Annotated in this window: 11 protein-coding genes and 1 pseudogene; 5 read left to right on the forward strand and 7 right to left on the reverse strand. The window is 70.7% G+C overall.

Annotated elements, in window-relative coordinates:
* Together PV682_RS37475 and PV682_RS37480 are read right to left on the reverse strand one after the other, a co-directional pair.
* Window positions 1–297, reverse strand: a 297-nt coding sequence (locus PV682_RS37475; RefSeq protein ID WP_319736208.1) for a transposase family protein, incomplete at its 3' end; no start/stop codon positions are given.
* Window positions 298–475: 178 nt separating this feature from the next.
* Window positions 476–619, reverse strand: a pseudogene (locus PV682_RS37480) (very short patch repair endonuclease); the annotation flags it as partial.
* Window positions 620–1,251: 632 nt separating this feature from the next.
* On the opposite strand from PV682_RS37480, the gene PV682_RS37485 reads away from it, so the two are divergent.
* From PV682_RS37485 to PV682_RS37500, 4 genes are all read left to right on the forward strand, one after another.
* On the forward strand, window positions 1,252–5,904 hold the full coding sequence (locus tag PV682_RS37485) for an RHS repeat-associated core domain-containing protein (protein ID WP_319736209.1): 4,653 nt from the start codon (window positions 1,252–1,254) through the stop codon (window positions 5,902–5,904).
* 9 nt (window positions 5,905–5,913) lie between these two features.
* Window positions 5,914–6,477: a hypothetical protein gene (locus PV682_RS37490; protein ID WP_319736210.1), complete on the forward strand. Its 564-nt coding sequence runs from the start codon at window positions 5,914–5,916 to the stop codon at window positions 6,475–6,477.
* A 284-nt stretch (window positions 6,478–6,761) separates the two neighbouring features.
* The gene (locus PV682_RS37495; RefSeq protein WP_319736211.1) at window positions 6,762–6,911 is read left to right on the forward strand and encodes a hypothetical protein; all 150 of its coding nucleotides are present in this window, start codon (window positions 6,762–6,764) and stop codon (window positions 6,909–6,911) included.
* 468 nt (window positions 6,912–7,379) lie between these two features.
* Window positions 7,380–7,994, forward strand: a complete 615-nt coding sequence (locus tag PV682_RS37500) for a GNAT family N-acetyltransferase (protein ID WP_319736213.1) — start codon at window positions 7,380–7,382, stop codon at window positions 7,992–7,994.
* 571 nt (window positions 7,995–8,565) lie between these two features.
* Here the strand turns inward: PV682_RS37500 and PV682_RS37505 are convergent.
* From PV682_RS37505 to PV682_RS37515, 3 genes are all read right to left on the reverse strand, one after another.
* Window positions 8,566–13,479, reverse strand: a complete 4,914-nt coding sequence (locus tag PV682_RS37505) for a DNA repair ATPase (RefSeq protein WP_319736214.1) — start codon at window positions 13,477–13,479, stop codon at window positions 8,566–8,568.
* Between the two features lie 100 nt (window positions 13,480–13,579).
* Window positions 13,580–15,628 (reverse strand): flotillin family protein, encoded by a 2,049-nt coding sequence (locus PV682_RS37510; protein WP_319736215.1) that lies wholly within the window; start codon window positions 15,626–15,628, stop codon window positions 13,580–13,582.
* A gap of 174 nt (window positions 15,629–15,802) precedes the next feature.
* Window positions 15,803–17,167, reverse strand: a complete 1,365-nt coding sequence (locus PV682_RS37515) for a L,D-transpeptidase (protein ID WP_319736217.1) — start codon at window positions 17,165–17,167, stop codon at window positions 15,803–15,805.
* Between the two features lie 371 nt (window positions 17,168–17,538).
* Between PV682_RS37515 and PV682_RS37520 the strand changes: the two genes are divergently transcribed.
* Window positions 17,539–19,080, forward strand: coding sequence for a hypothetical protein (locus PV682_RS37520; protein ID WP_319736218.1), 1,542 nt, complete (start codon window positions 17,539–17,541; stop codon window positions 19,078–19,080).
* A gap of 54 nt (window positions 19,081–19,134) precedes the next feature.
* On the opposite strand, the gene PV682_RS37525 is transcribed toward PV682_RS37520, so the two are convergent.
* The gene (locus PV682_RS37525) at window positions 19,135–19,842 is read right to left on the reverse strand and encodes a TIGR03943 family putative permease subunit (RefSeq protein WP_319736219.1); all 708 of its coding nucleotides are present in this window, start codon (window positions 19,840–19,842) and stop codon (window positions 19,135–19,137) included.
* The gene (locus PV682_RS37530; RefSeq protein WP_319736221.1) at window positions 19,839–20,864 is read right to left on the reverse strand and encodes a permease; all 1,026 of its coding nucleotides are present in this window, start codon (window positions 20,862–20,864) and stop codon (window positions 19,839–19,841) included. The genes PV682_RS37525 and PV682_RS37530 overlap by 4 nt, the downstream gene beginning before the upstream one ends.
* Between the last annotated feature and the right edge of the window lie 6 nt (window positions 20,865–20,870).

Genomic DNA, 20,870 nt, shown 5'->3' on the forward strand with positions numbered 1-20,870 from the left:
CAGACGGCGCAGGGTGTGGGGGTGCGGCACGGACACGGTCCCGAAGAGCGGGTCGGTGGGGAAGCCGAGAACCTGGCAGGCCCACGCGGGGACGTCGCCAATCCGTTCCGTGATCGCGGTGAGCGAGCGGGCACCGGCCAGGACACTCGCCGCGGCGACCAGGGCGGACAGCCGGTAGCAGCAGCCACGGACGCCTCGCGGGTCGGGCACCAGCTCCAGGAAACCGGACAGTGCGACCACGTCCGCCAGCGGGACCGGCGCGGCAGTCCGGCCCGGTTGGGCCAGCGCGGTGGGCATGGGCGGAAGATGCAGAAGCGGGCACGGACTCGCCAGGTGTTCATGGGACTTCGACACTCACATGATCACCGAGACCGTGCCTGCACTGCGTTCGCCCCCTGTCCGAACCGGGGTGCCCCCTCCAAGGGCGGGCCAGCACGGCACTCCGGACGAATCGTGATCATGCAACGGCCCCTGCCTTCACAGGGCGGAAGACCATGTCGGCCGTGCGGTGCACCTTCGGGAGCAGCTTTGCAGCCACGCGGTAACGGAGTCCAGCAGCGTGGACAAGCGAGCGGAGGAGCTGCTCGGGTGCGGTATCGCGATGCCGGCTGCCGAGCATGCTCCGCCGGTTGGCGGCCGACGACGCCCACGACCCTTCCGGAGGTGTCCACTGCTCCGCAGGTGCTCGCTCATCTCTCCGGCAGCTTAGGACTGCTTTCTCCCGGGCCATCCGGCTTGGCGAGAACCCGTTCCCGTCCGTCCAGCTCCACTCTCGGCGCCTCCCCTTGGATAGGCGGCCGCAAGCCTCGCACTGACCGAATCACCTGAGCCCAGTACGGGCAACCCACGTGCCTCAGCGATCCAGCAATGGAGTAGTACCACGCCGCCGCCCTCGGCAAAGCCGGATTCCCGCTGGGAGCCGACCTGCTCCCGAAACCCCCTCCATGCCGCCGGAGACCAACCAGCACCACCCACCTGACCTGGGCAAGTCAGCAACCGAACCTCATTCAGCGGCAGCAGACCCCATGCCAGAGAGAAGACGGCGCCGCAGTGACTGCGCTGCACGGTGAAAGCGTCCACGTCACCGGGACCGGCAGGCACGGAACCTGTGTCATCCCCTCACCATGACCCCCACCAGGCGCTCCATCTCTCCCCGGCCGACTCCACCCGGAAGGCTCCCGTCGATAGGGTGCGAAGCGCTGATGGCTGCCAAGCCACCGAACTGCGGAGGACACACGGGGGACAAGGGGTATGGGTTACACGATTCCTGGCTGGCTGGACGACGTTCTGGACTTCATCGGGATCAACTTCCCCAACGTGGACGAGGACGACTACCGCGAGATGGCCGAGGCCATGCGGGAGTTCGCGGACCAGTTCGAGGGCCAGGGCGGCAGCGCACACAAGGCGATCACCCGGATCCTGTCCTCCTCCGAGGGCTGGGCCGTGGACGCGTTCGAGAAGCACTGGTACCAGGTGAAGGCCAGTCACCTGGAGAAACTCCCGGAACTCGCACGGCTGTTCGCGGACGCCTGCGACATCCTCGCGGACATCATCTACGGGATGAAGACCAAGGCCGAGATCGAACTCGGGGTGATGGCGGCCTCGGTGGGCATCTCGGCGGGGCTTGCCGTCGTGACCGGCGGTCTGTCCGCCCTGATCGGCGCGGCCGAGGTCACGGCGATGCGGCAGGTGGTCAAGCGGATCATCGACGAGGCGGTGGACCGGATCGTCGACGAGGTCACCGCCAAGCTCACCGAGCCGGTCAACGCCAAGCTGGAGGCGATGGTCGAGGACATGGTGCTCGACCTGGCCGAGGGCGCGTTCTCCATGCCGGCCGGTGGCGGCCAGGGCGGGCACGGCAAGAGCGGGATGCAGCTCGCCTCGGCCGGCGGCGAGGGCAGCGGCGGCCCCGCGCCGGTCACCAGGATCGACCACGTCGAGTTCGAGGACGGCGCGGGGAAGGTCTCGCGGCACGGCAACGACCTGCACACCGCGGCGAGTTCACCGCTGGAAAGGGCCAGGAACGCGTTCGGCCGGAGCAAGGGCCGCGACCCGTTCACCCAAGCGTTCGACAGCGTGCTGCACGGCGCGCTCAAGGGCACGGACAGCGCGGTCGGCAAGATCGTCAAGCATGTCACCGAGACCGTTCCGGACCGGGTCAAAGCCACCTCCCGGCTGCACAAGGGCAACGACCACGGCGTCGGGGACAAGGCCAACAGCATCGACGTGGGAAAACACAGAGACGGCAGAGGCGGCGGTGACGGGCTGCCCGGCTCAGGCTCCCGGCTCACGATCGACGCGAACGCCAAGCACGATCCTGACCTGCCGCAGCGTGCCAAGGACGCCCGAGCCCTGGCGAACAAGGAGACCTGCGGCGACCCGATCGACATGGCCACCGGCCAGCTGGTCATGGCGCAGACCGACGTCGACCTGCCCGGCACCCTGTCGCTGACGCTGCGCCGCACCCACCTGACCGGCTACACGCACGGCATCTGCTTCGGCCCGTCCTGGGCCTCCACCCTCGACGAGCGGCTGGAGCACGCCCCCGGGGCCGACGGCGTGTGGTGGCGCAGGGAGGACGGCTCCAGCCTGTACTACCCGCGCACCCCGGACATCGTCGGCGACCGCGTCGACCCGGTGGCGGGTGCGCGCCTGCCGTTGACCTACCGGTCCGACGGCGCCCGGTACGTACTCGTGGTGCAGGACCAGCACTCCGGCCTGACCCGGTACTTCGAGCCCGCCGAGGCCGCCGTCGGCATCTGGTGGCTGACCAGGATCGAGGACCGCAACCACAACCACATCGTCTTCGAGCGCGACGCGGACGACACCCTGCGGGCGGTCTCCCACTCCGGCGGTTACCGTCTGACGCCGACCTGCGCCGAGGGCACCGGCCGGGTGACCGCCGTGCACGCCCTCACCGAGGACGGCTCGCTGCGCCTGCGCGGGTACCACTACGACGAGAGCGGTGATCTGACCGAGGTGGTCAACGCCGTCGACGCGGCCACCCACTTCACCTACGACGACGCCCACCGCATCACCGGCTGGCGCGACAGCAACGACACCGTCTTCACGTACACCTACGACGACCTGGGCCGGGTCATCGCCACCCACGGCAGTGGCGGGTTCCTCGACTCCCGGGTCACGTACAGCGGTCCGGACGCCGACGGCACCACCACCGCCACGTACACCGACTCCCTCGGCCACGACACCGTCTACCGGGCCAACCCGCGCGGCCAGATCGTCGCGATCACCGATCCGCTCGGGAACACCACCACCCAGACCTGGGACGACCGCGACCACCTCCTCAGCCGCACCGACCCGTTGGGCCACACCGTGGTCCACCGCTACGACGACGTGGGGCACCTCGTCGCGGTCGTACGCTCCGACGGCAGTGAGACCACCGCCGAGTACGGCGAATTCCCGCAGCCCCTCAGCGTCCGCACCCCCGACGGCAACGTCACCCGTCACACCTACGACGACCGCGGCAACCTCGCCTCCCTCACCACTCCCGCAGGCCACACCACCAGGTTCACCCACGACGAGGCGGGCCGCCCCACCGAGGTCGTCGATCCGCTCGGCAACGTCACCACCATCCGCTGCAACTCGGCAGGTCTGCCGCAGGAGATCACGGACCCGCTCGGCGCGGTCACCCGCCAGACCCACGACGCTCTCGGCCGTCCCGTCACGCGGACGGACCCGACGGGCGCCACGACTCGCCTGGAGTGGACGCCCGAGGGCCAGTTGGCCCGACGCGTCCGGCCGGACGGCACCAGTGAGTCCTGGACCTACGACGGCGAAGGGAACTGCACCACTCACGTCGACCCGCTCGGCGGCGAAACCCGTTTCGAGTACACCCACTTCGACCTGCTCACCGCCCGCACGACCCCCGACGGCGTACGCCATGAGTTCGGCCACGACACCGAGTTGCGTCTCGCCCAGGTCACCAACCCCCAAGGACTCACCTGGAGTTACACCCGCGACGCGGCGGGCCGTCCGGTGGCCGAGACCGACTTCGACGATCGCGTACTCACCTATCGGTACGACGCCGCAGGTCGCCTCGCCGCCCGCACGAACGGCCTGGGCGAGACCACCACCTTCGAGCGCGACGCACTGGGCCGACTCCTCCGTAAAGACGCCGCAGGCCAGGTCACCACCTGTACCTACGACGGCAACGGCCGACTCACCGAGGCCGTCAGCCCCGACGGCACCCGGCTGGCCGTGACGCGGGACCAGTACGGTCTCGTCCGCTCCGAGACCGTGGACGACCGGGAAATCACCTACAGCTACGACGAGTTGGGGCGCCGCAACGGGCGCACGACCCCTACCGGCGCGACGACCACGTGGTCGTACGACGCGGCGGGCCGCCGCACCCGACTGGTCGCCTCCGGTCGCTCCGTCGACATCGCGTACGACGCGGCGGGCCGCGAACTCACCCGCCATGTCGGCGACTTCCTCACTCTGCACAGCACCTACGACACTCAGGGCCGACTCGCCACCCAGTCCGCCGCCGGCCGGGACGGTTCCACCCTCCAGCGCCGCGCCTACACGTATCGCGACGACGGGTATCTCGCCCTCCTCGACGACCAGTTGAACGGCCCGCGTCACTTCGGCCTCGACGCTGTCGGCCGCGTCACCGCGGTCCACGCCGAGGACTGGACCGAGTCCTACGCCTACGACGCGGCCGGCAACCAGGCCCATGCCTCCTGGCCCGCCCCGCATCCCGGCCAGGAGGCCATCGGCGACCGTGCCTACACCGGTACCCGCATCACCCGCGCCGGCAGCGTCCGCTACGAGCACGACGCCCTCGGCCGGATCACTCTGCGTCAGAAGACCCGGCTCTCGCGCAAGCCGGAGACCTGGCGCTACGAGTGGGACACGGAGGACCGGCTCGTCCAGGTCACCACCCCGGACGGCACCCGCTGGCGGTACACCTACGACCCGCTGGGCCGCCGCGCCGCGAAGCTCCGTCTCGGCGCCGACGGTGAAACAGTCGTCGAACGCGTCGACTTCACCTGGGACGGCACCACGCTGTGCGAGCAGACGACGCGCTCCGCCGACCTGCCGAACCCGGTCACCCTCACCTGGGACCACCAAGGGCTGAAGCCCATCGCCCAGACCGAGCGCATCACCGCGGCCGAGGCACCCCAGCAGGAGATCGACTCCCGCTTCTTCGCGATCGTCACCGACCTCGTCGGCTCGCCCCGCGAACTCGTCGACGAGCAGGGCGACATCGCCTGGCGCACCCGCACCACCCTCTGGGGCTCGACCACCTGGAACACCGACGCCACCACCTACACCCCGCTGCGCTTCCCCGGCCAGTACAGCGACCCCGAGACCGGCCTGCACTACAACTGCTTCCGCCACTACGACCCGGAAACCGCCCGCTACCTCACCGCCGACCCCCTGGGCCTGGCGCCCGCGCCCAACCCCGCGTCGTACGTGCACAATCCGCACACGTGGGCGGACCCCCTGGGGCTCGCGCCCTGTGACGAGGACACGATCTCGGTCTACCGCAAGCAGACCGACCATCCGCTGAGCCAGCGCATTCACATCGGTGAGAACGGTGAGGTGACTCTCACCGGCAAGGGCAAGCTCTATGTGAACATGAGCGACGACATCAGGCACACCATCGAATACCGGGGTGACGGCGGCCAGATCGTCTCCTTCGACGTCTCCAGGGAATACCGGGACTGGATCAGAGAATCCGCTCTGCCGCAGAACAAGGACGATCACCCGGACGGCGACTCCTTCACCCGGGGAGAATGGAAGGAACTACTCAAGGAATACCCGGAGATCTCCGATCCGACCAAGGGAAGCGACCTCTACGGAATTCCGCACAAGCTCTTCGACGGCCTGCGTTCCGAGATCATCCGCAACTCCGGTCGCGTCGTGCAGGACGGGTAGGCTTGCGCCATGATCCATAGCGAGGAGAGCATCGCCGCCGAACGGGACCGAGTGCGGCAACGGCCTGGGATCGAAGCGGCTCCGCCTGTTCTGGCGGTCTTCACCGTCGATGTCGCCGAGGGCTCCGCAGAGGTGTATGTACAGCGGGTGCGTGATGTCCTTTCGGCGGCGCTCCAGCTGGCCTGTACGGCGGAGTTCGACGACGATGATCTACCGGTGGACGAATTCCCCGAATGGTTCACGGAGATCTCCACCCGGGACGGCGAGACTTCGCACGAATTCTCCCGGAACGGCCGTGCCGCTTTCCTGGCGACGAGCGGCGAAGCCAATCCCTGGCGCCTCCAGAACTGGATCTACCGGTTCGATCCGGACGAGGAGTCCCGCGGCTGGGAATTCTGGGACGCCATCTCCACGGGCCCTGCACGGGTCCATGTCTGGGTGGACAGTTGGGGAGAGTCCTTCTTCGGCTCCCTGGAGCTGCGGTGGCTCCTGTACGTGGCCGGCGCCGCGCACGTCGAAGGGCCGGAGGTCCACAAGGCGGGCAGGTGGGCGTCGGAGACGGGTGGCCTGTGACGGGGCAGAGCGGGTCGCGCGGAGGTCGCAGGCCCGCCTGGTCCGCCAGCCACTGCGAGGCCCTTCAGCACACGATTCCGGGTCACCGCACGCCGATACGCTCCCCAGCACACAGGGCACGTACAGGTCATGTTGGGCTGTTGGGGACACATCTGTCGAGGTCGAGGGATCCGGGGCCGGGTCATCGGCATCTGGCTGCTGTTTGTGGCATCAAGTCACAACAGGCACAGGACCTGTTCGACAGGAAGATGCCGGCCACCGCGGCAGGCGCCGCGCGTATCGTCATGGCCACTCCCGTCGACGGCAAGATCACCGCCGACGACGGGCAGGCCGCCGTCGGCCACGTCCAGTTCCGCCGGCCGGCAGGAGATGTCTCGGACGCGTCCAAGGACGTCCTGAAGGACGCGACGGCCCCGGCGCGCGGTGCCGGCTGACCGTCGCGTTCGACGGCTGCGTCAGGGATTCCGTACTCGAGGGGGGCGAGGCGGTCGGAATCGTCTTCGGCGTCCTTGCCTTGGACATCGGCGTCCTCATCGACGCGTTCGTCGTGCGGATGGCCTCGGTGCCGGACGCCGTGGCCCTCCTCCGCCGCCGCGCCTGGCACTCGACCGCATCAGTCCCGACGTAGACGTCGAAGGAGCACGGCTTCCCGAGGCCGGCCGCGGCAACACCCGCCGACGAGCCCTCCGCCCCCGCGGCGCCCCGCCGATAACCACCCCGCCCGGCCTCCGCGCACAACGGCCGGCCTGGCTGGGGCCTTCCAGGAGCCGGAAAGCCCGCCTCGCGCATACGGCGGACCGCCCCTTCCGCATCGCAGCCACCACCCCGCCGACCGGCGGCAGGCCGACGGGCCCCGGTACCTTGGCGGCCCCGAACGGCCCCGGAGCAGAGGAGCAGCCCCCATGACACTCCACATCGGACTGGCCTCGGCCGCCGAAGTCACCGTCTGCGCCCGCGTCATCGCCGAGGCCCTGCGCCAGGACCCCGTCCTGTACGCGGTCCTGCCCGGCGAGGAAGACCGCGTCGCCCGGCTGGCCGCGCTTTGCGCCACCGTGCTGCGCACCGGGCCGCTCCTGAACGGCGTCATCGATGTCGCCCGCGTACGACCGGGAGGGGAGATCATCGGGGTCGCTGCCTGGGAGGGGCCGGACCGCCGCAGCAGCCTGTGGGCCGGCCTGCGGGAACTTCCCCGCCAGATCCGCGCCGTCGGACTCGGCCACGTACCCTCCGTCCTCGCGCAGCTCAGGGCCTACGAGAAGGCGCGTCCGAAGCGACCGCACTGGTACCTCGCCGACATCGCCGTCAGCGACACCGCGCGCGGCCTCGGGGTGGGCTCCGCCCTGTTGGCGTACCGGCTGGCCGCCGTCGACGCGCAACAGCTCCCCTCCTACCTCGAAGCGACCGCGCAGGCCAACCAGCGGCTCTACGAACGATTCGGTTTCCGCCCCACCGCCCCCATCGAGACCGGCGGCGTGGCACCTATGGGGATGCTGCGCCCGGCGGATGGGCACCCCTGAGCCACCGGCCTCAGCGCGGCGTGACCGCTCGCGGGCGGTCGGGAGCGGGCGGGCCGGGAGCGGTCGGGCCGCGGGCCCTCGGTGCTCGCGGGGAGGGGCATCAGGCGTCGCGCGCGGCCGGGTTCGGTGCGTGCGGTTTTGCGCGGTGCGTGCAGTCGTGTGCGGTGCGTGCGGTCTCGCGCGGTGCGCGCGGTTTCGCGCGGCCTGAAGGCGGGACGACGGCAGGCCGAGGGCGAGCATCGTCGCGTACCCGTACGACAACGGCAGCACCCGCGAGGCGGTCTCGGGCGCGCCCAGCCCCAGATGCCTTGCGGCCTTCGGGTCCGGAGGGGGAGGTAACGCTCGAGGTCGCCGGGCCCGGAACCGTTCGACAAGGCCGGCGCGGGTTGTCGACGTAGTCACGGATGTGGCTGCGGCTCCTGCCGCAGGAACACCCTGAGGCAGACACGTCAGAGGAGCGCGAAGCCGCACGCAGCGTCGCCCCGCCCCGAGGGCGCCTCCCCACCGGGCGGTGCCGCCTGGGTGTCCGCCTTCCGCGACCGGCCACGCGACGCTCCGCTTTTCGCTTCGTCTATTTCCTGTTCTCGAGTACTGCCGCTCGGTCGATGGCTTCCTCGACCGCCGTAATACGCTCAGCCAGCAGCGCCAGGGCGGAAATGGCTTTATCCATCGGATCGGTTCCACCTGGCGGAACGTAAGCTGCTTTCACCGCTTCCCATCGCTCCGCAAGATCTCCGGAAAGCGTTCCCCTCAACCCGGCGAGTTTCAGAAGGTTAGCCTCGGCCCCGGTGGTCAATGTCTGGGCCTCGGCCAGGAAGTGGTCGTCTATCGTGGCGTCGAGTTCGCTGTCGTTCATGGCGGGGCGTATGCGTTGGGTGATGCGGTTCATGGTTCGGTAGGAGCCTTGGAGGCGGAACGGGGGTTCGGTTCGGGTTGTGGTGGATTGGGCGGCGGATTCGATGTATGCGGTGTTGACGGCCAGGACTGTTTCCCGGGTGCGTAGGACGTGGCGGATCACGGAGACGATCTCGTCGATCTCGGCGGTGGTGTAGGGGTGGCGCAGTCGGTCCGGGGTCGCTGAGGGGTCGTTCTGGGCAAGGCGGGTGAAGAGGGTGAGGTCGGCGCGGTCGCGGCCGGAGAGGGGGGCCAGGACGGGGTTCGAGGTGAGGGCGTTTTCGAGGAAGCTTTCGGCGAATGCGGCTTCTTTTCCGGTGAGGACGTCGCCGAGGTTCCATACGTCGGCCCGGTTCGCCAGCATGTCGGGTACGCGGAATTCCGTGCCGGACTCCGTGAAGGGGTTACCGGCCATGCAGACGGCGAAGCGTTTGCCCCGGAGGTCGAAGGTGCGGGGTTCTCCGTTCCATACTCCGTCCATGCGGCGGGTCGCGTCGCAGAGGGGGATGAATTTCTGGAGGAACTCGGGGGAGACGTGTTGGACGTCGTCCAGGTACAGGAGTGTGTTGTTTCCTGCGGCCAGGGCGAAGTTGACTTTTTCCACTTCCTGTCGGGCCGTTGCGTCGGGGGCCTCTGCGGGGTCCAGCGAAGTGACGTGGTGGCCCAGTGCCGGTCCGCTGATTTTCACCAGCATCAGGCCGAGCCGGTCCGCCACGTATTCCATGAGGGTCGTTTTCCCGTATCCCGGTGGGGAGATGAGGAGGAGAAGTCCGCCGGTGTCGGTGCGTCTCGTTTCTCCGGCGGTGCCGAGTTGCCGTGCGAAGCTGTCGCCGATCAGCGGCAGATACACCTCGTCGATCAGGCGGTTGCGGACGAAGGCCGTCATGGGGCGGGCCCGGTGCTCGGACAGGCGCAGGCGGGAGCGCTCGGCCGCCAGGAGTTCGCCGCGCCGCTGCTGGTAGGCGCGGAAGGCGGGTACGTCGTGCTGCTCGAACTCGGCGGTCCTGGCGAGGAATTCGTCGAGGCGGAGTGTCAATTTGCCGTCGGTGACGCGTGGATGGGCTGCGAGGAGGCCCTCGATCGTCACGGCGGGCGAGGCGTCCGTCGAGTACCGCGTCAACTCCGGGCACAGCTCGGCCGCCACGGCCTCGGCCAGCTCACCTTCCGTGAGTTCCAGGCCGCTTGAGGAGGCGTACGCCGACAGCCAGGACCCCACGAGCTGTCGGCGCTCCGACAGTGCGGGCAGGGCCGCGAAGTCGTCGTGGGCGGAACTCCCCACGGCGGAGCGGAACTTGTCGAGGAGGGTCCGGGCGGGCTCGCTCAGGACGAAGCCCTCGGGGCCGGAGGTCAGTTCCTCGAAGAGGTAGTCGGCGGCGGGGCGTGATCCTCCGAGGGCGGTGGCCAGCTCGTCGAGCAGGTCGGGGAGTCCGGGGGCCGTGCCGAACATCTGGCTGACGCGGGCGAGGGAGACGGCTCGTCGGGTCCAGGTCCGGCGGGCGTCGTCGCCGAGGCCGTGGGTCCAGGCGAGGTGGGCGGCGGCGCGGACGGCGGGTTCGTGGCGGAGCGTACCCACGTGGTCGTACACGGGTAGTACCGCGCGCAGGATCGCGGTCGCGTCGTGGTCGTGGACACCGCGCTCGTACCCCTCGTCGTACGACTCCTGGGCTACCCGGCGTACGAGGGCGGGGAGGTCGTCGGTCGTGGTGAGGGTGGTGGGGCCGGGGTCGCGCAGGAGCCGGGCGGCGAGGTGCTCGGCGCGGCTGACCTGCGGGGATTCGGAGGGGAGGGTGCGGTCCCAGTAGGGGCGGGCGGCGGTGAGGGCGGGGTCGGTGACGGGGGCGCGGTAGTCGGTGCCGGTGAGGGCGAAGGCGAGGCCGTCACCCTGGGGTACGAGGGTGAGGTCGAGGGGCTGGGCGGTGACGGTGAAGCGGTGGGCGCCCAGGCGCAGGGTGCGGCCGTCGTCGGCGTACAGGTCGGTGCGGTCGCGGAGGGCGCGGGTCGCTTCCTGGCGGGCGGCGCGCAGGCGGCCGTCCAGTTCCTCCGCCCGTACGGAGTCGCCGAGTCGGCGGAGTTCGTCGGCCGTGCGGCGGATCTTCGCGACCATCGGGTCGGAGGCGAAGTGGGTGCTGACGGCGTCCGCGTCGGGGAGGGTGGCGGCGCGGCGGGCGATGGTCTCCAGGATGCGGGCGGCTGAGGCGGCGAGGTGTTCGGCGCGGCGGGCGCGGGCGTCCAGGAGGCGCTGTCTGCGGGCGGCGAAGGCGTCGGACAACTCGGCGCGCTGGTCGTCGAGTTGGGTGAGGAAGTCGTCGAACTCGGCGAAGCGGGACTCCAGGTTCTCCAACCGGACGAGGACGCCCGCGAGTTGGGTGTCGCAGGCGTCCGGCGTGTCCGCCGCCGCGAGTGCGCCGGTGACGGTCTGGCCCAACAGGGCGAATTCGGCGGCGAATTCGGCACGGCCCTCGCTGTCGCGCAGGGTGCGGCGGCGGGCGTCGAGGACGGCGCGGGCGCGGTTGACCCCGCCGAGGACGTCGGCGACACGCTCCAGCACGGACGTCCGTACGGTCGCGTCCCCGATGTCGAGGCCCGCCACGACCTCGGTGACGGTGCGCAGTCCCTCCGCCAGGGCCTCGATGCGGTCGGCCACGGGGCCGGCCTCCGCGACGGTCGTGATGGCGCCCGCGTCGGCCGACAGCCTTTCCACGTCGGCCTGTTGGGCGTCGAAGGCGTCCGTTCGGGCCAGGAACTCGACGGCACGCCGCCCGAACCGGTCGAGGTCGGCGCCGGCCTCCTCGGACAGCGCGTCGATGCGGGGCAGGTCGGCGTACCGAAGCTCCTTCAGCGTCAGCAAGTGGCCCTGGGCGTGGCGGAGTTCGGTCAGTCCGGTCACCCAGCCGGCGGCCGTGCGCGGGGCCTCGCCGCGCAACCTCCGTACGACGGAGGCGAGTTGTCCGGCGGCATCGTCGAGGGCGTCGGCGGCCTGCCGGGTGAGGGCGCGGACGGTGCGGAACTCGGCGAGGACCTGTTCGGCGGTGGCCCGGACGTCCGCCAACCGGGCGCCGAGGCCGCCGAGTTCGTCGTCGGCGAGCCAGTGGTGGGCGTCAACCGCCTTGGCGCAGGCGGCGACCAGGGCCTCGTGCCCCTCGACCGTCGCGGTGGTCTCCCCCACCGACCGCGCGATCGAGAGGCAGTCGGCGATCCCCCGCACCAGGTCGGCGTTCCCCACCCGGCCCAGCGCCCCGCCCCCTCCCCCGGCCTGTGCGTGCAGGTCGGAGACGTACGGCGACGCCCAGCGCCGCACGGCGTGCACGTGCCCCGGCTCCTCGCCTGCCCGCAGGACGAGCAACTCGCCGTCGCTCCACCGCCCCCACCCCTGGCAGGGCAGCGGCGCGGCGAACTCCTCGCGGAGCATGTTGTACGACAGCAGCAGCGCACGGCCGTCGCCGGCGAAGGCGTAGAGGACGTCCTCTCCGTACGGCGAGCGCACCTCGCGCTCGAACTCCAGCCCCCCGGCGTCGAGTTCGAAGGTCTTGTGCGCGCCGGAGGCCAGGCAGTAGCCGCCGGGGAAGACGATGCCCTGGTCGTCGGGGAGGCGTCGGCAGGACTGCCCGATGCCGTCGAGGCGGACGACGGTCCGGGTCAGGGTGTTGACGACGAAGTACCGGTGGGCGGGCTCGCGGTAGGGGCGGACCCGGACGAGGATCAGGGGGCCTACGCGGGCGTGCGCGATGTCGGCGTCGGCGAGGGACTGGAGGGGTTCGGTGACGGGCTCGGTGTGGAGGGTGTCCCCCACGTCACCCTGGTCCCGCCGGTTCTGCCGGTCCCGCCTGTCCTGCCGGTTTTGCTGGTTCTGCCGGTCACCCCGGTCGACCGTCTCCCCCGCGTCACCCATGTGCTCCCCGTCGGCCGCGAGCGTGAGAACGCCCTCCGCCGTCGAGATCCGCAGCCCCTCCGGAAGCCGCGCGTACCGCCCCTGGACGTGGTCCTCCCGTACTACCTCCGTCCACCGGAAGTCGTACCTCTCAGGCCGTACGAGGTCCCGGTCGCCTCGTGCGTCGAGGAACTCCGGCCGGCCGGCCGGCGTGAGAGCCCACCGCAGGACGCGGATGTCGTCGGCCTTCTCGCCGGTCCGGAAGACGGCCAGCAGGCGGTCGTCGGTGAGGCGGAGGCGCAGGAGGCGGGCCTGGCGGTAGTAGCGGTGGAGGTCGGTGAACTCCCGCACGAAGTCCGGGGAGTCGAGGAGTCCGGGCAGGGCGTCGGCCGGGACGCGGGTCAACTCGCGGTCGTACAGGGCGAGTACGTCGGCGACCTGGCGTCCGGCGCGGTGGTCGCCGTCGGCTCCCGTGTCGTGTCCGGCGTCGTATCCGAACAGGAGGAAGTCGCCGATGCCGACGATGTCCCGGGGCAGGGCGGGGTGTTCGGTGCGCAGGGCGTCCGTGCCGGTGAGGGTGAGGGCGGTGGCGCCGAACTCCGTGACCCGGCGGGCGTTCAACTCCTCGGTGCACCCGGCGAGTTCGGCGGCCTGAGCGGCGAGTCGGTCGCGGAGGAGTTCGTAGGTGCCGGGGTCGACACCGTCGTACGCCTGTGAACTCAACGTCTCCCCCAGGGGTGTTGGCAGGTCGGTGGGTCGGGAAGGTGGGCGGGACGCCGGAGCTGCTGCCCCCCGCGCGGCAGCTGCGGCGTCCCGCCGGGGGTCAGGGCCTGGTGGCGCCGTTGAGTTCGGCGTGGCCCGACTCGGTCGCGGTGTCGAGGAGTTGGCGGAGCGGGGAGAGGTCGGCGCCGGACGTCATCAGCTTCGTCAGGAGCGCGGAGACGGTGAGGTTCTGGACGTCGGAGGTGGTGACCGAGCCGAGCATCCGGGTGAGGTCGTCGGTGAACGAGGCGCTGCCGTCGAGCCAGGGCTTCGTCAACGCCTGTGCGGTGTCGGAGTGTTGGACGAAGCCGTCGACGCCCTTGCCGAGTCCGATGGAGCCGACGAGGCGGTCGAGGAAGACCGAGTCGCCGCCGACGATGTCGATGTCGGCGTTCTCCAGGCCGGTCGCGAGGACGGTGGCCTGCGCCTCGGCGACCTGGCGCTGCACGTCGAGCCCGGCGAGGCGGATCTCCTTCTCCGCCGCGAGCCGCAGCCGGTACTCCTCGTGGGTGCGGGACGCCTCGTCGAGGGCGGCCATCGCGGCGGCCTTGTCGGTGAGCCCGGCGGCCTCCGCCTTGAGTTTCTCGCCGATGGCCTTCGCGTCGGCGAGGGCCTGCGCCTCGGCGCCCTCGGCACGGGCGAGGGCGGTGGCGCGGGTGCCCTCGGCCTCGGCGCGCAGCCTCGCCGCCACCGCTTCGGCCTCGGCTCGGCCGGCCTTCTCGATGACCTCGGCCTCCTTGTCGCGCACCTGCACGGCGGCGAGTCCTTCGGCGGCGGCCTCGGCCTGGATGCCCTCCGCGAGCCGTAGTCTGGCGCGCGCGTCGAGGTCGGCGCTCTTCAACCGGGCTTCGGCGAGGGTGAGTTCCTCGGCGGCGCGGTGAACTGCCGCCACCTCGGCGGCTTCCGCGGCCTTGATGTCCTTGACGAGCTTCTCCTGGGCCTGGGCCTCCGCGGCGATGACGACGGCCTGGCGGTCCCGCTCGGCCTCCTCGACGGCCCTCAACTTCTTGATGGCTTCTTCCTGTTCGGCGACCGTGCGGTCCACGGCGACGCGTTCGCGCACCACCTCGGCGATCTCCCGGCGTTCCGCCTCGACCTCCTTGTCGGCGGCGATCCGCGTCAGCTGGGTCTCCCGCTCGCGCGCGATGACCTCCAACAGCCGGTCCTTCTCGATGCGTTCGTTCTCGACGGCGATGACCCGCTCGCGGTTCTTCGCGGCGACGGCGACCTCGCGGGCCTGGTTCTCGCGCTGGACGCCGAGTTGTTCCTCGGTGCGCAGGAACGCGCCTTGGGAGCGCAGGCGTTCCTCCTCGACGACCCGCGCGGTCTCGGCCTCCTCACGCGCCCGGCTGGTCTCGATCTCGCGGCGCTGCTTGATCTCCGCGTCGGCCTGGCGGCGTTCGAGTTCGAGGATCGCCTCGCGCGCGTCGACGTTCTGGCGCGTGATCTCCTTCTCCTCGGTGCGCTGGGCCTCGTTGGTGCGGACGTGCTCGGTGGCGGTGAGTTCGGTGATCTTCCGAATGCCTTGCGCGTCAAGGACGTTGGCGGGGTCGAGCTGGGTGAGCGGCGTCTGCTCCAGGTAGTCGATCGCCGCGTCCTCCAGGTGGTAGCCGTTGAGGTCGACGCCGATGACCTCGATGATCCGGTACCTCAACTCCTCGCGCTTGGTGTAGAGATCGGTGAAGTCCAGTTGTTTTCCTACGGTCTTGAGCGCCTCGGAGAACTTCGCGTGGAAGAGTTCCTGGAGGGTCCTCTGGTCGCTGGCGCGGGCCGTGCCGACCGCCTGCGCGACCTTGACGACGTCCTCGGCCGTCTTGTTGACCTTGACGAAGAACGAGATGCGGATGTCGGCGCGGATGTTGTCCTTGCAGATCAGCCCTTCCTTGCCGGCGCGGGTGATCTCGATCGCCTTCACCGAGATGTCCATCGTCTCGGCCTTGTGCAGGACCGGCAGCACGATCTGCCCGGTGAACGTCACGTCCACCTTGCGCATCTTGGACACGATCAGCGCCTTGCCCTGCTCGACCTTGCGGAAGAGCCGGGAGACCAGGAAGAGCGCGAGCAGCAGCAGGATCAGGCCGACGGCTGCCAGCACGACGACGACATCCATGGAGTACGTCCTTCGGCCGTTGGGGTGGTGCCGTCATCGTGCCCGTGGCCTGGAACGTCGCGCATTGCCTGTTCTCGGCAGTGTTTTCAGGGGTGTTGGTTCCGACTGCCGTCAGGAATCCGTCAAGAAACCGTGAGGATCACGGAGTTGGGGGTTCGGACTCGTGCGGCCGTGTCACGAGGCGGAGGGGCGCAGGTGCTCCTCGGCGGGCCGTGCGGTGCTACTCCCGTTCAGGGCACTGCCGTTGACCCATGTGCGCCACGGCATGTTCCAGTCGCCCACGCCGTTGGAGAACGGCGTCATCTCCTGGCCGCGCGTGTGCACGGTCCGGGTGATGTCGCCCTCGCCGAGGATCAGGAACAGCCACGCGGCGTCCTTCTCGCTCATCCCGACGCAGCCGTGGCTGACGTCCCGGCGCCCGAACGACGAGGCCGCCCAGGGGGCCGCGTGGAGGTACTCGCCGCTGCGGGTGAGGCGGATCGCGTGCCGGACCGGCAGGTCGTACGCCTCGTCGGTGTCGGAGGGGATGCCGATGGTCGTGCTGCGCATCCTGAGGACGGCCTGCTTGTCGAGGACGACCTTGATGCCGGCGCGGGTGCGGTAGCCCTCCTTGCCCGTCGTGATGGGGATGACCCTCAGGGTCGTACCGTCGCGCAGGACGCTCATCCGGTGGGCGGAGGCGTCGATGACGGCCTCCACCCGGGGGCCGGTGGAGAACCTCAGGGGTACTACGGGGGCTACGCGCAGGTGGTCCGTGAGGCGTAGTCCGGCGAGGTCGTCGGCGGTGACGCGGATGTCGGCCCGGGCGGGCCAGTAGGTGCGGGGGCGGTAGTGCAGGGTGGTCGGGTCCAGCCAGTGCCAGGCGCCGGGGCCGGCGGCCGGGGTCGCGGTGACCTTGAGGTGGCTCTCCAGGAGGGCACGGCTCTCGGGGGGTACGGGGTGGCTGAGGTGGGCGGTGACGATCTGGCCCACGCCGTAGGTGCGGGCTCCCTCCGAGGTACTACGGGTATCACCGGCGGCGCCTGCCCCGGAGGTATCACGGGTATCACCGCCCGACGGTCCCAGGGTGACCGTGAGGAGGCCGCTGCGGGCGCGGGAGGTGGTGAACTCCGTGCGGTGGGGGGCATCGTGGGGCTGGGGGTCGGTGCGGACCTCGGCGACGTAGTGGGTGGCGGCGCGCAGGACGTGGGTACTGCGCCAGACGCGGGCCGAGGGGTCGAGGTGCCCGGCGACCCGGCGTCCCGCGTCGTCCTTGAGGGTTACGTCCGTGAGGTGACCCTGGCCCCGGAGGGTGACGGTGACGGGGGCGTCCGGGTCGACGGGAGCCGTCCGTCCCGGGGAGTGCGGTTCCTGGGAGTGCGTGCCGACCCGTACCTCGGGCCGCGGCGGGGCGGGTTTGCCGTCCGTGGCCGGGGTGTCGGCGTTCGGGTGGAGGGCGACGGTCAGGGCAACGGCCAGTACGGCGGCGGCGGTTGCGGCCGTACCGTACGTCTTGAGGGCCCTGCCGCCGGGGGTGCTCGGGGTACTGCTCGGCGCCAACCTGTGCTCCAGCGGGGGTGGGGGCGGGTGGGTCGGCTCGCATGTAACCGGCTCATACCTCGGAGCCACCCGTACGTCTGCGGCGTGTCCCGAGAACCACGGATGATCAGCATCCGATCAGACGAAACGGCGGCCTCCGAGCGGGGTGCCCGCATGGGCCGTACGTCCGCGCCGTACGCCTCCGGAGCCACGCGGCGGCCTCTCGGCCGCTCTTCGGGAACGCGCCCATCTCCCCTTGCGGGACCACCGATTGGCCCTCCGCCCCTCCTCCGGGCGCCCGCCAAAAGAACGGGGTGAATCCATGCGCCCATATGACGTCCGCCGCGCGTGCCGCCCCTCCCGCGCCCGCAACCATAATGATCAATACGTTCATGATCATCCGATTTCCCCTGTGCGACGAGCACACCGGCGCCCCGCCTCCCCGGGCCGCCAGCGCCCTGGCCCGGCGGGCTGTCCTGCCGCTGGTCCTGGCGTGCACGGCCCTCTCCCTCTGCTGGCCCACCCACGCGGCACCGGCCGCGGCCCCTGCGGACGGGACCGGCACGAAGGGGCTGGTCCTCCGGGTGATCGTCAACAAACGGCCCGGCACCGGCGCCGTCGACCCGGGCATCCGGACCGGCCACCCCGTGCTCAAGGAGTACCGCCTCACCAACAAGGGCGGCGCCGACCTGCACGACGTACACGTCTACGACCCAGGTATGAAGGGCGCCCGCATCGTCTGCGCGGGCGGCGAGGGCTCGGTCCGGCTGCTGCCCGGCCTGACCTCCACGACCTGCACGGCTCAGGGCGGCGCGCAGAAGGGCCGGCGGATCGCGCAGGCCACCGCCTCCGGCCGGATCCCGTCCCTGAACGCGCCGGTCAGGGCCACGGCCCGGTCCGGATACGCCGGGGTCGGCGGCGCCCTCGCGCTCAGCCAGCGCGCGACGGTCGCCGCGCCCGCCGGGCCCGACGACCTAGCGCGCGTCACTCTCAAGTACTCCCTCGTCAATACCGGCAACCTGCCCGTCCACGGCGTCCGCATCACCGACCGCAACCTGGCCCCCCAGGGGGTGAGTTGCGCGGAGGGCGCGTCGGTACTGCGCCGGGTGGCGCCGGGGCGGACCGCGCACTGCACCGTCCGGCTGCGCCTCGACCCCGGCGACCAGGTCAGCGAGGGGTTCGCCGAGGGCAGCGACCGCACCAGCACCCTGGACCGCAAGGGGCGGCTGATCGGCGCGCCGGTGCTGCGGGCGCACAGTTCGCTGCGGTTCGGGGTGCCGTACGAGCAGAGCGCGGGGGACGTCGTGACGCCGGTGCCGATGCCGCTCGGCGCGCAGGTCGGGCCGGAGCCGGCCGGCGCCGAGGACGAGGTGCCCTCGTCCGGTACGTCCGTGTCGGAGGACTCGGCCGCGTACGCCGCCGGGATCACCCCCGGAGAGGTACCCGTCACGGGGTACGACGACCTCCCCGCCGTGGTCCCCGGGTTCCTCCCCGGCGAGGTACCCGGGGGGTACCTCCCAGGTATCCCCTCCACGCATCCCTCCGGGAGCCAGGTCCCCGGTGAACTCCCCGCGTTCTCACTGGTCCCGCCCGCGCACCCGCACCCGCACGATCCCGGGAGCCACTACACCGGTTCCCCGGCCACCGGTACCCCCGGCTCGCACGACGCCGGCTCACCCGTGACCGGCTCGCATCCCCCAGCCTCGCACGACCCGGCCCGTAGTACTCGGGTACCTGACCCGTACGACCAGGGAGCCACCGCCTCCCAGGACCCCGGCGACGCCACCCCCAAGGGAGCGTCCAACCTGGGCTGGTTCGGCATTCCCCGGAACACCTTCCTCATCGGGGCGGTCCTCCTGGGGGCGTCCGCGGTGACGGGGGCCGCGTTGTTCCTGCGGCGGCGGAACGGCGGGCCGGACGACATGGCGTTCTGAATTCCGGGGGCGATTCCAGGGAATTCCGGATAATTCCAGGTGATTTCGGGTGGTTCAGCCGTTCCACGTCTCGTCGTAGGGGTCCTTCGGTTCGGCGACCGGAGCCGCCCGGGTCACCTGGATGAAGGGAATGGGGCCGCCGTTCACCGGGTCCGCCATGCGCTTCGGTGAATAGGTGCCGGTGACCATGAGCCAGGTGTCCGGCTGGAGGACCGGCGGAATGTCCCCGGTGAGCGCGACTTTCACTGGCTGGGCGTCGGCGGCGCAGCAACTCAGCGCCATCCGCACGAGATACGGGGTGCCGTCCTTTCCCAGTGCCAGGAATCCGGCGATCTGGATCTCACGGCCCTTTATGGTCTTGTTGTCGTAGATCGCCCGGCCCGCGTAATCGACAAGTGCCAGCTTCAGCGGGCCGGTGGCGGGGATCTTCCCGTAGACGACGGGTTCTTGCAGCGCTGTTCCGGTGCGGGTGGCGCTGTAGGAACCGAGGGCCGGCGGGGCGACGAGAATCAGCGCGAGAAGAGGAAGGACGAGGAGCCAGGAAATACGCGGTTCGGGGTGCGCGTGGCTTTCCTCACCGCCCGCCTGTTTCCGTTCGTACCACCACGTCGCCGCCGCCGCGACGACCAGTACCGCCCCCGCCGCCAGCAGCAGCGGCTGCAACCCGGCCTTGACGTACCGCAGATACAGGTCCGTGCTCCCCGCGTGCAGCAGGGCCGCGCCGAGGAGGAAGAGCACGGCCGACTGGGCCTGACGATTCACAGCAGCACCGCCCCGGTGAGCACGGACACCACGATGGCGAGGACGAAGGTCGCCGGGGCGAATCGCAGGGCGAAACTCCGGCCGAACGTCCCCGTCTGCATCGCGAACAATTTCAGGTCGATCATCGGCCCGACGACCAGGAAGGCCAGCCGGGCAGTCAAGGAGAACTGGGTCAGGGAAGCGGCGACAAAGGCGTCCGCCTCCGAGCAGATGGAGAGCACGACGGCGAGAACGGCCAGGGCCAGAACGGCGATCACCGGATTGTCGGCGGCGGTCCGCAGCCAGCTCTCCGGCGCCACCGCTTTCAGGGTCGCGGCGGCCATCGCGCCGACCACGAGGAATCCCCCGGCGTGCATGACGTCGTGCCGTACGGCACCCCAGAAAGCGGCGCCTTTCGTGCGCCCTTCATAAGCGGCGTGCGCGGGCGGTTTCAGCAGGTCCGTCCGCCCCAGCCGCAACCACAGCCACCCCATCAGACAGGCGACGACCAGGCTGGCGGCGAAACGCGCCACGACCATTTCCGGATTGCGCGGAAAGGCGACCGCGGTGGCCGTCAGCACAATGGGATTGATCGCCGGCGCGGACAGCAGAAAGGCGAGCGCGGCGGCCGGAGTCACGCCTCTGCGCACCAATGCCCCGGCCACGGGAACGGACGCGCATTCGCACCCCGGCAGCGCCACCCCGGCCACCCCGGCGACCGGCACCGCGAGCGCGGGCCGCTTGGGCAGGGCGCGCGCGAAGAACGACGGGGGGATGTACACGGCGATCGCCGCCGAGAGCAGTACCCCCAGTACCAGGAAGGGCAGCGCCTGGACGACGACGGCGACGAACACGGTCGTCCAGCTCTGCATGACCGGGGAGCCCAGCGCGCGCCGGATGGGCGACTGGAACAGCACCATCAGCAGCATGCCGAGGACGAGGACCAGCTGCGAGTTGAGCCGGGGAGGCCGCTCCTCCCTCTTGCGGCCTACCTCCTCGGAGCTACCCTCCTCGGCCCCCTGGCGGGTGACGGCAGCGGTCATGGCCGG

This window comes from Streptomyces niveiscabiei, from assembly GCF_033794345.1.
Lineage (GTDB): Bacteria > Actinomycetota > Actinomycetes > Streptomycetales > Streptomycetaceae > Streptomyces > Streptomyces niveiscabiei.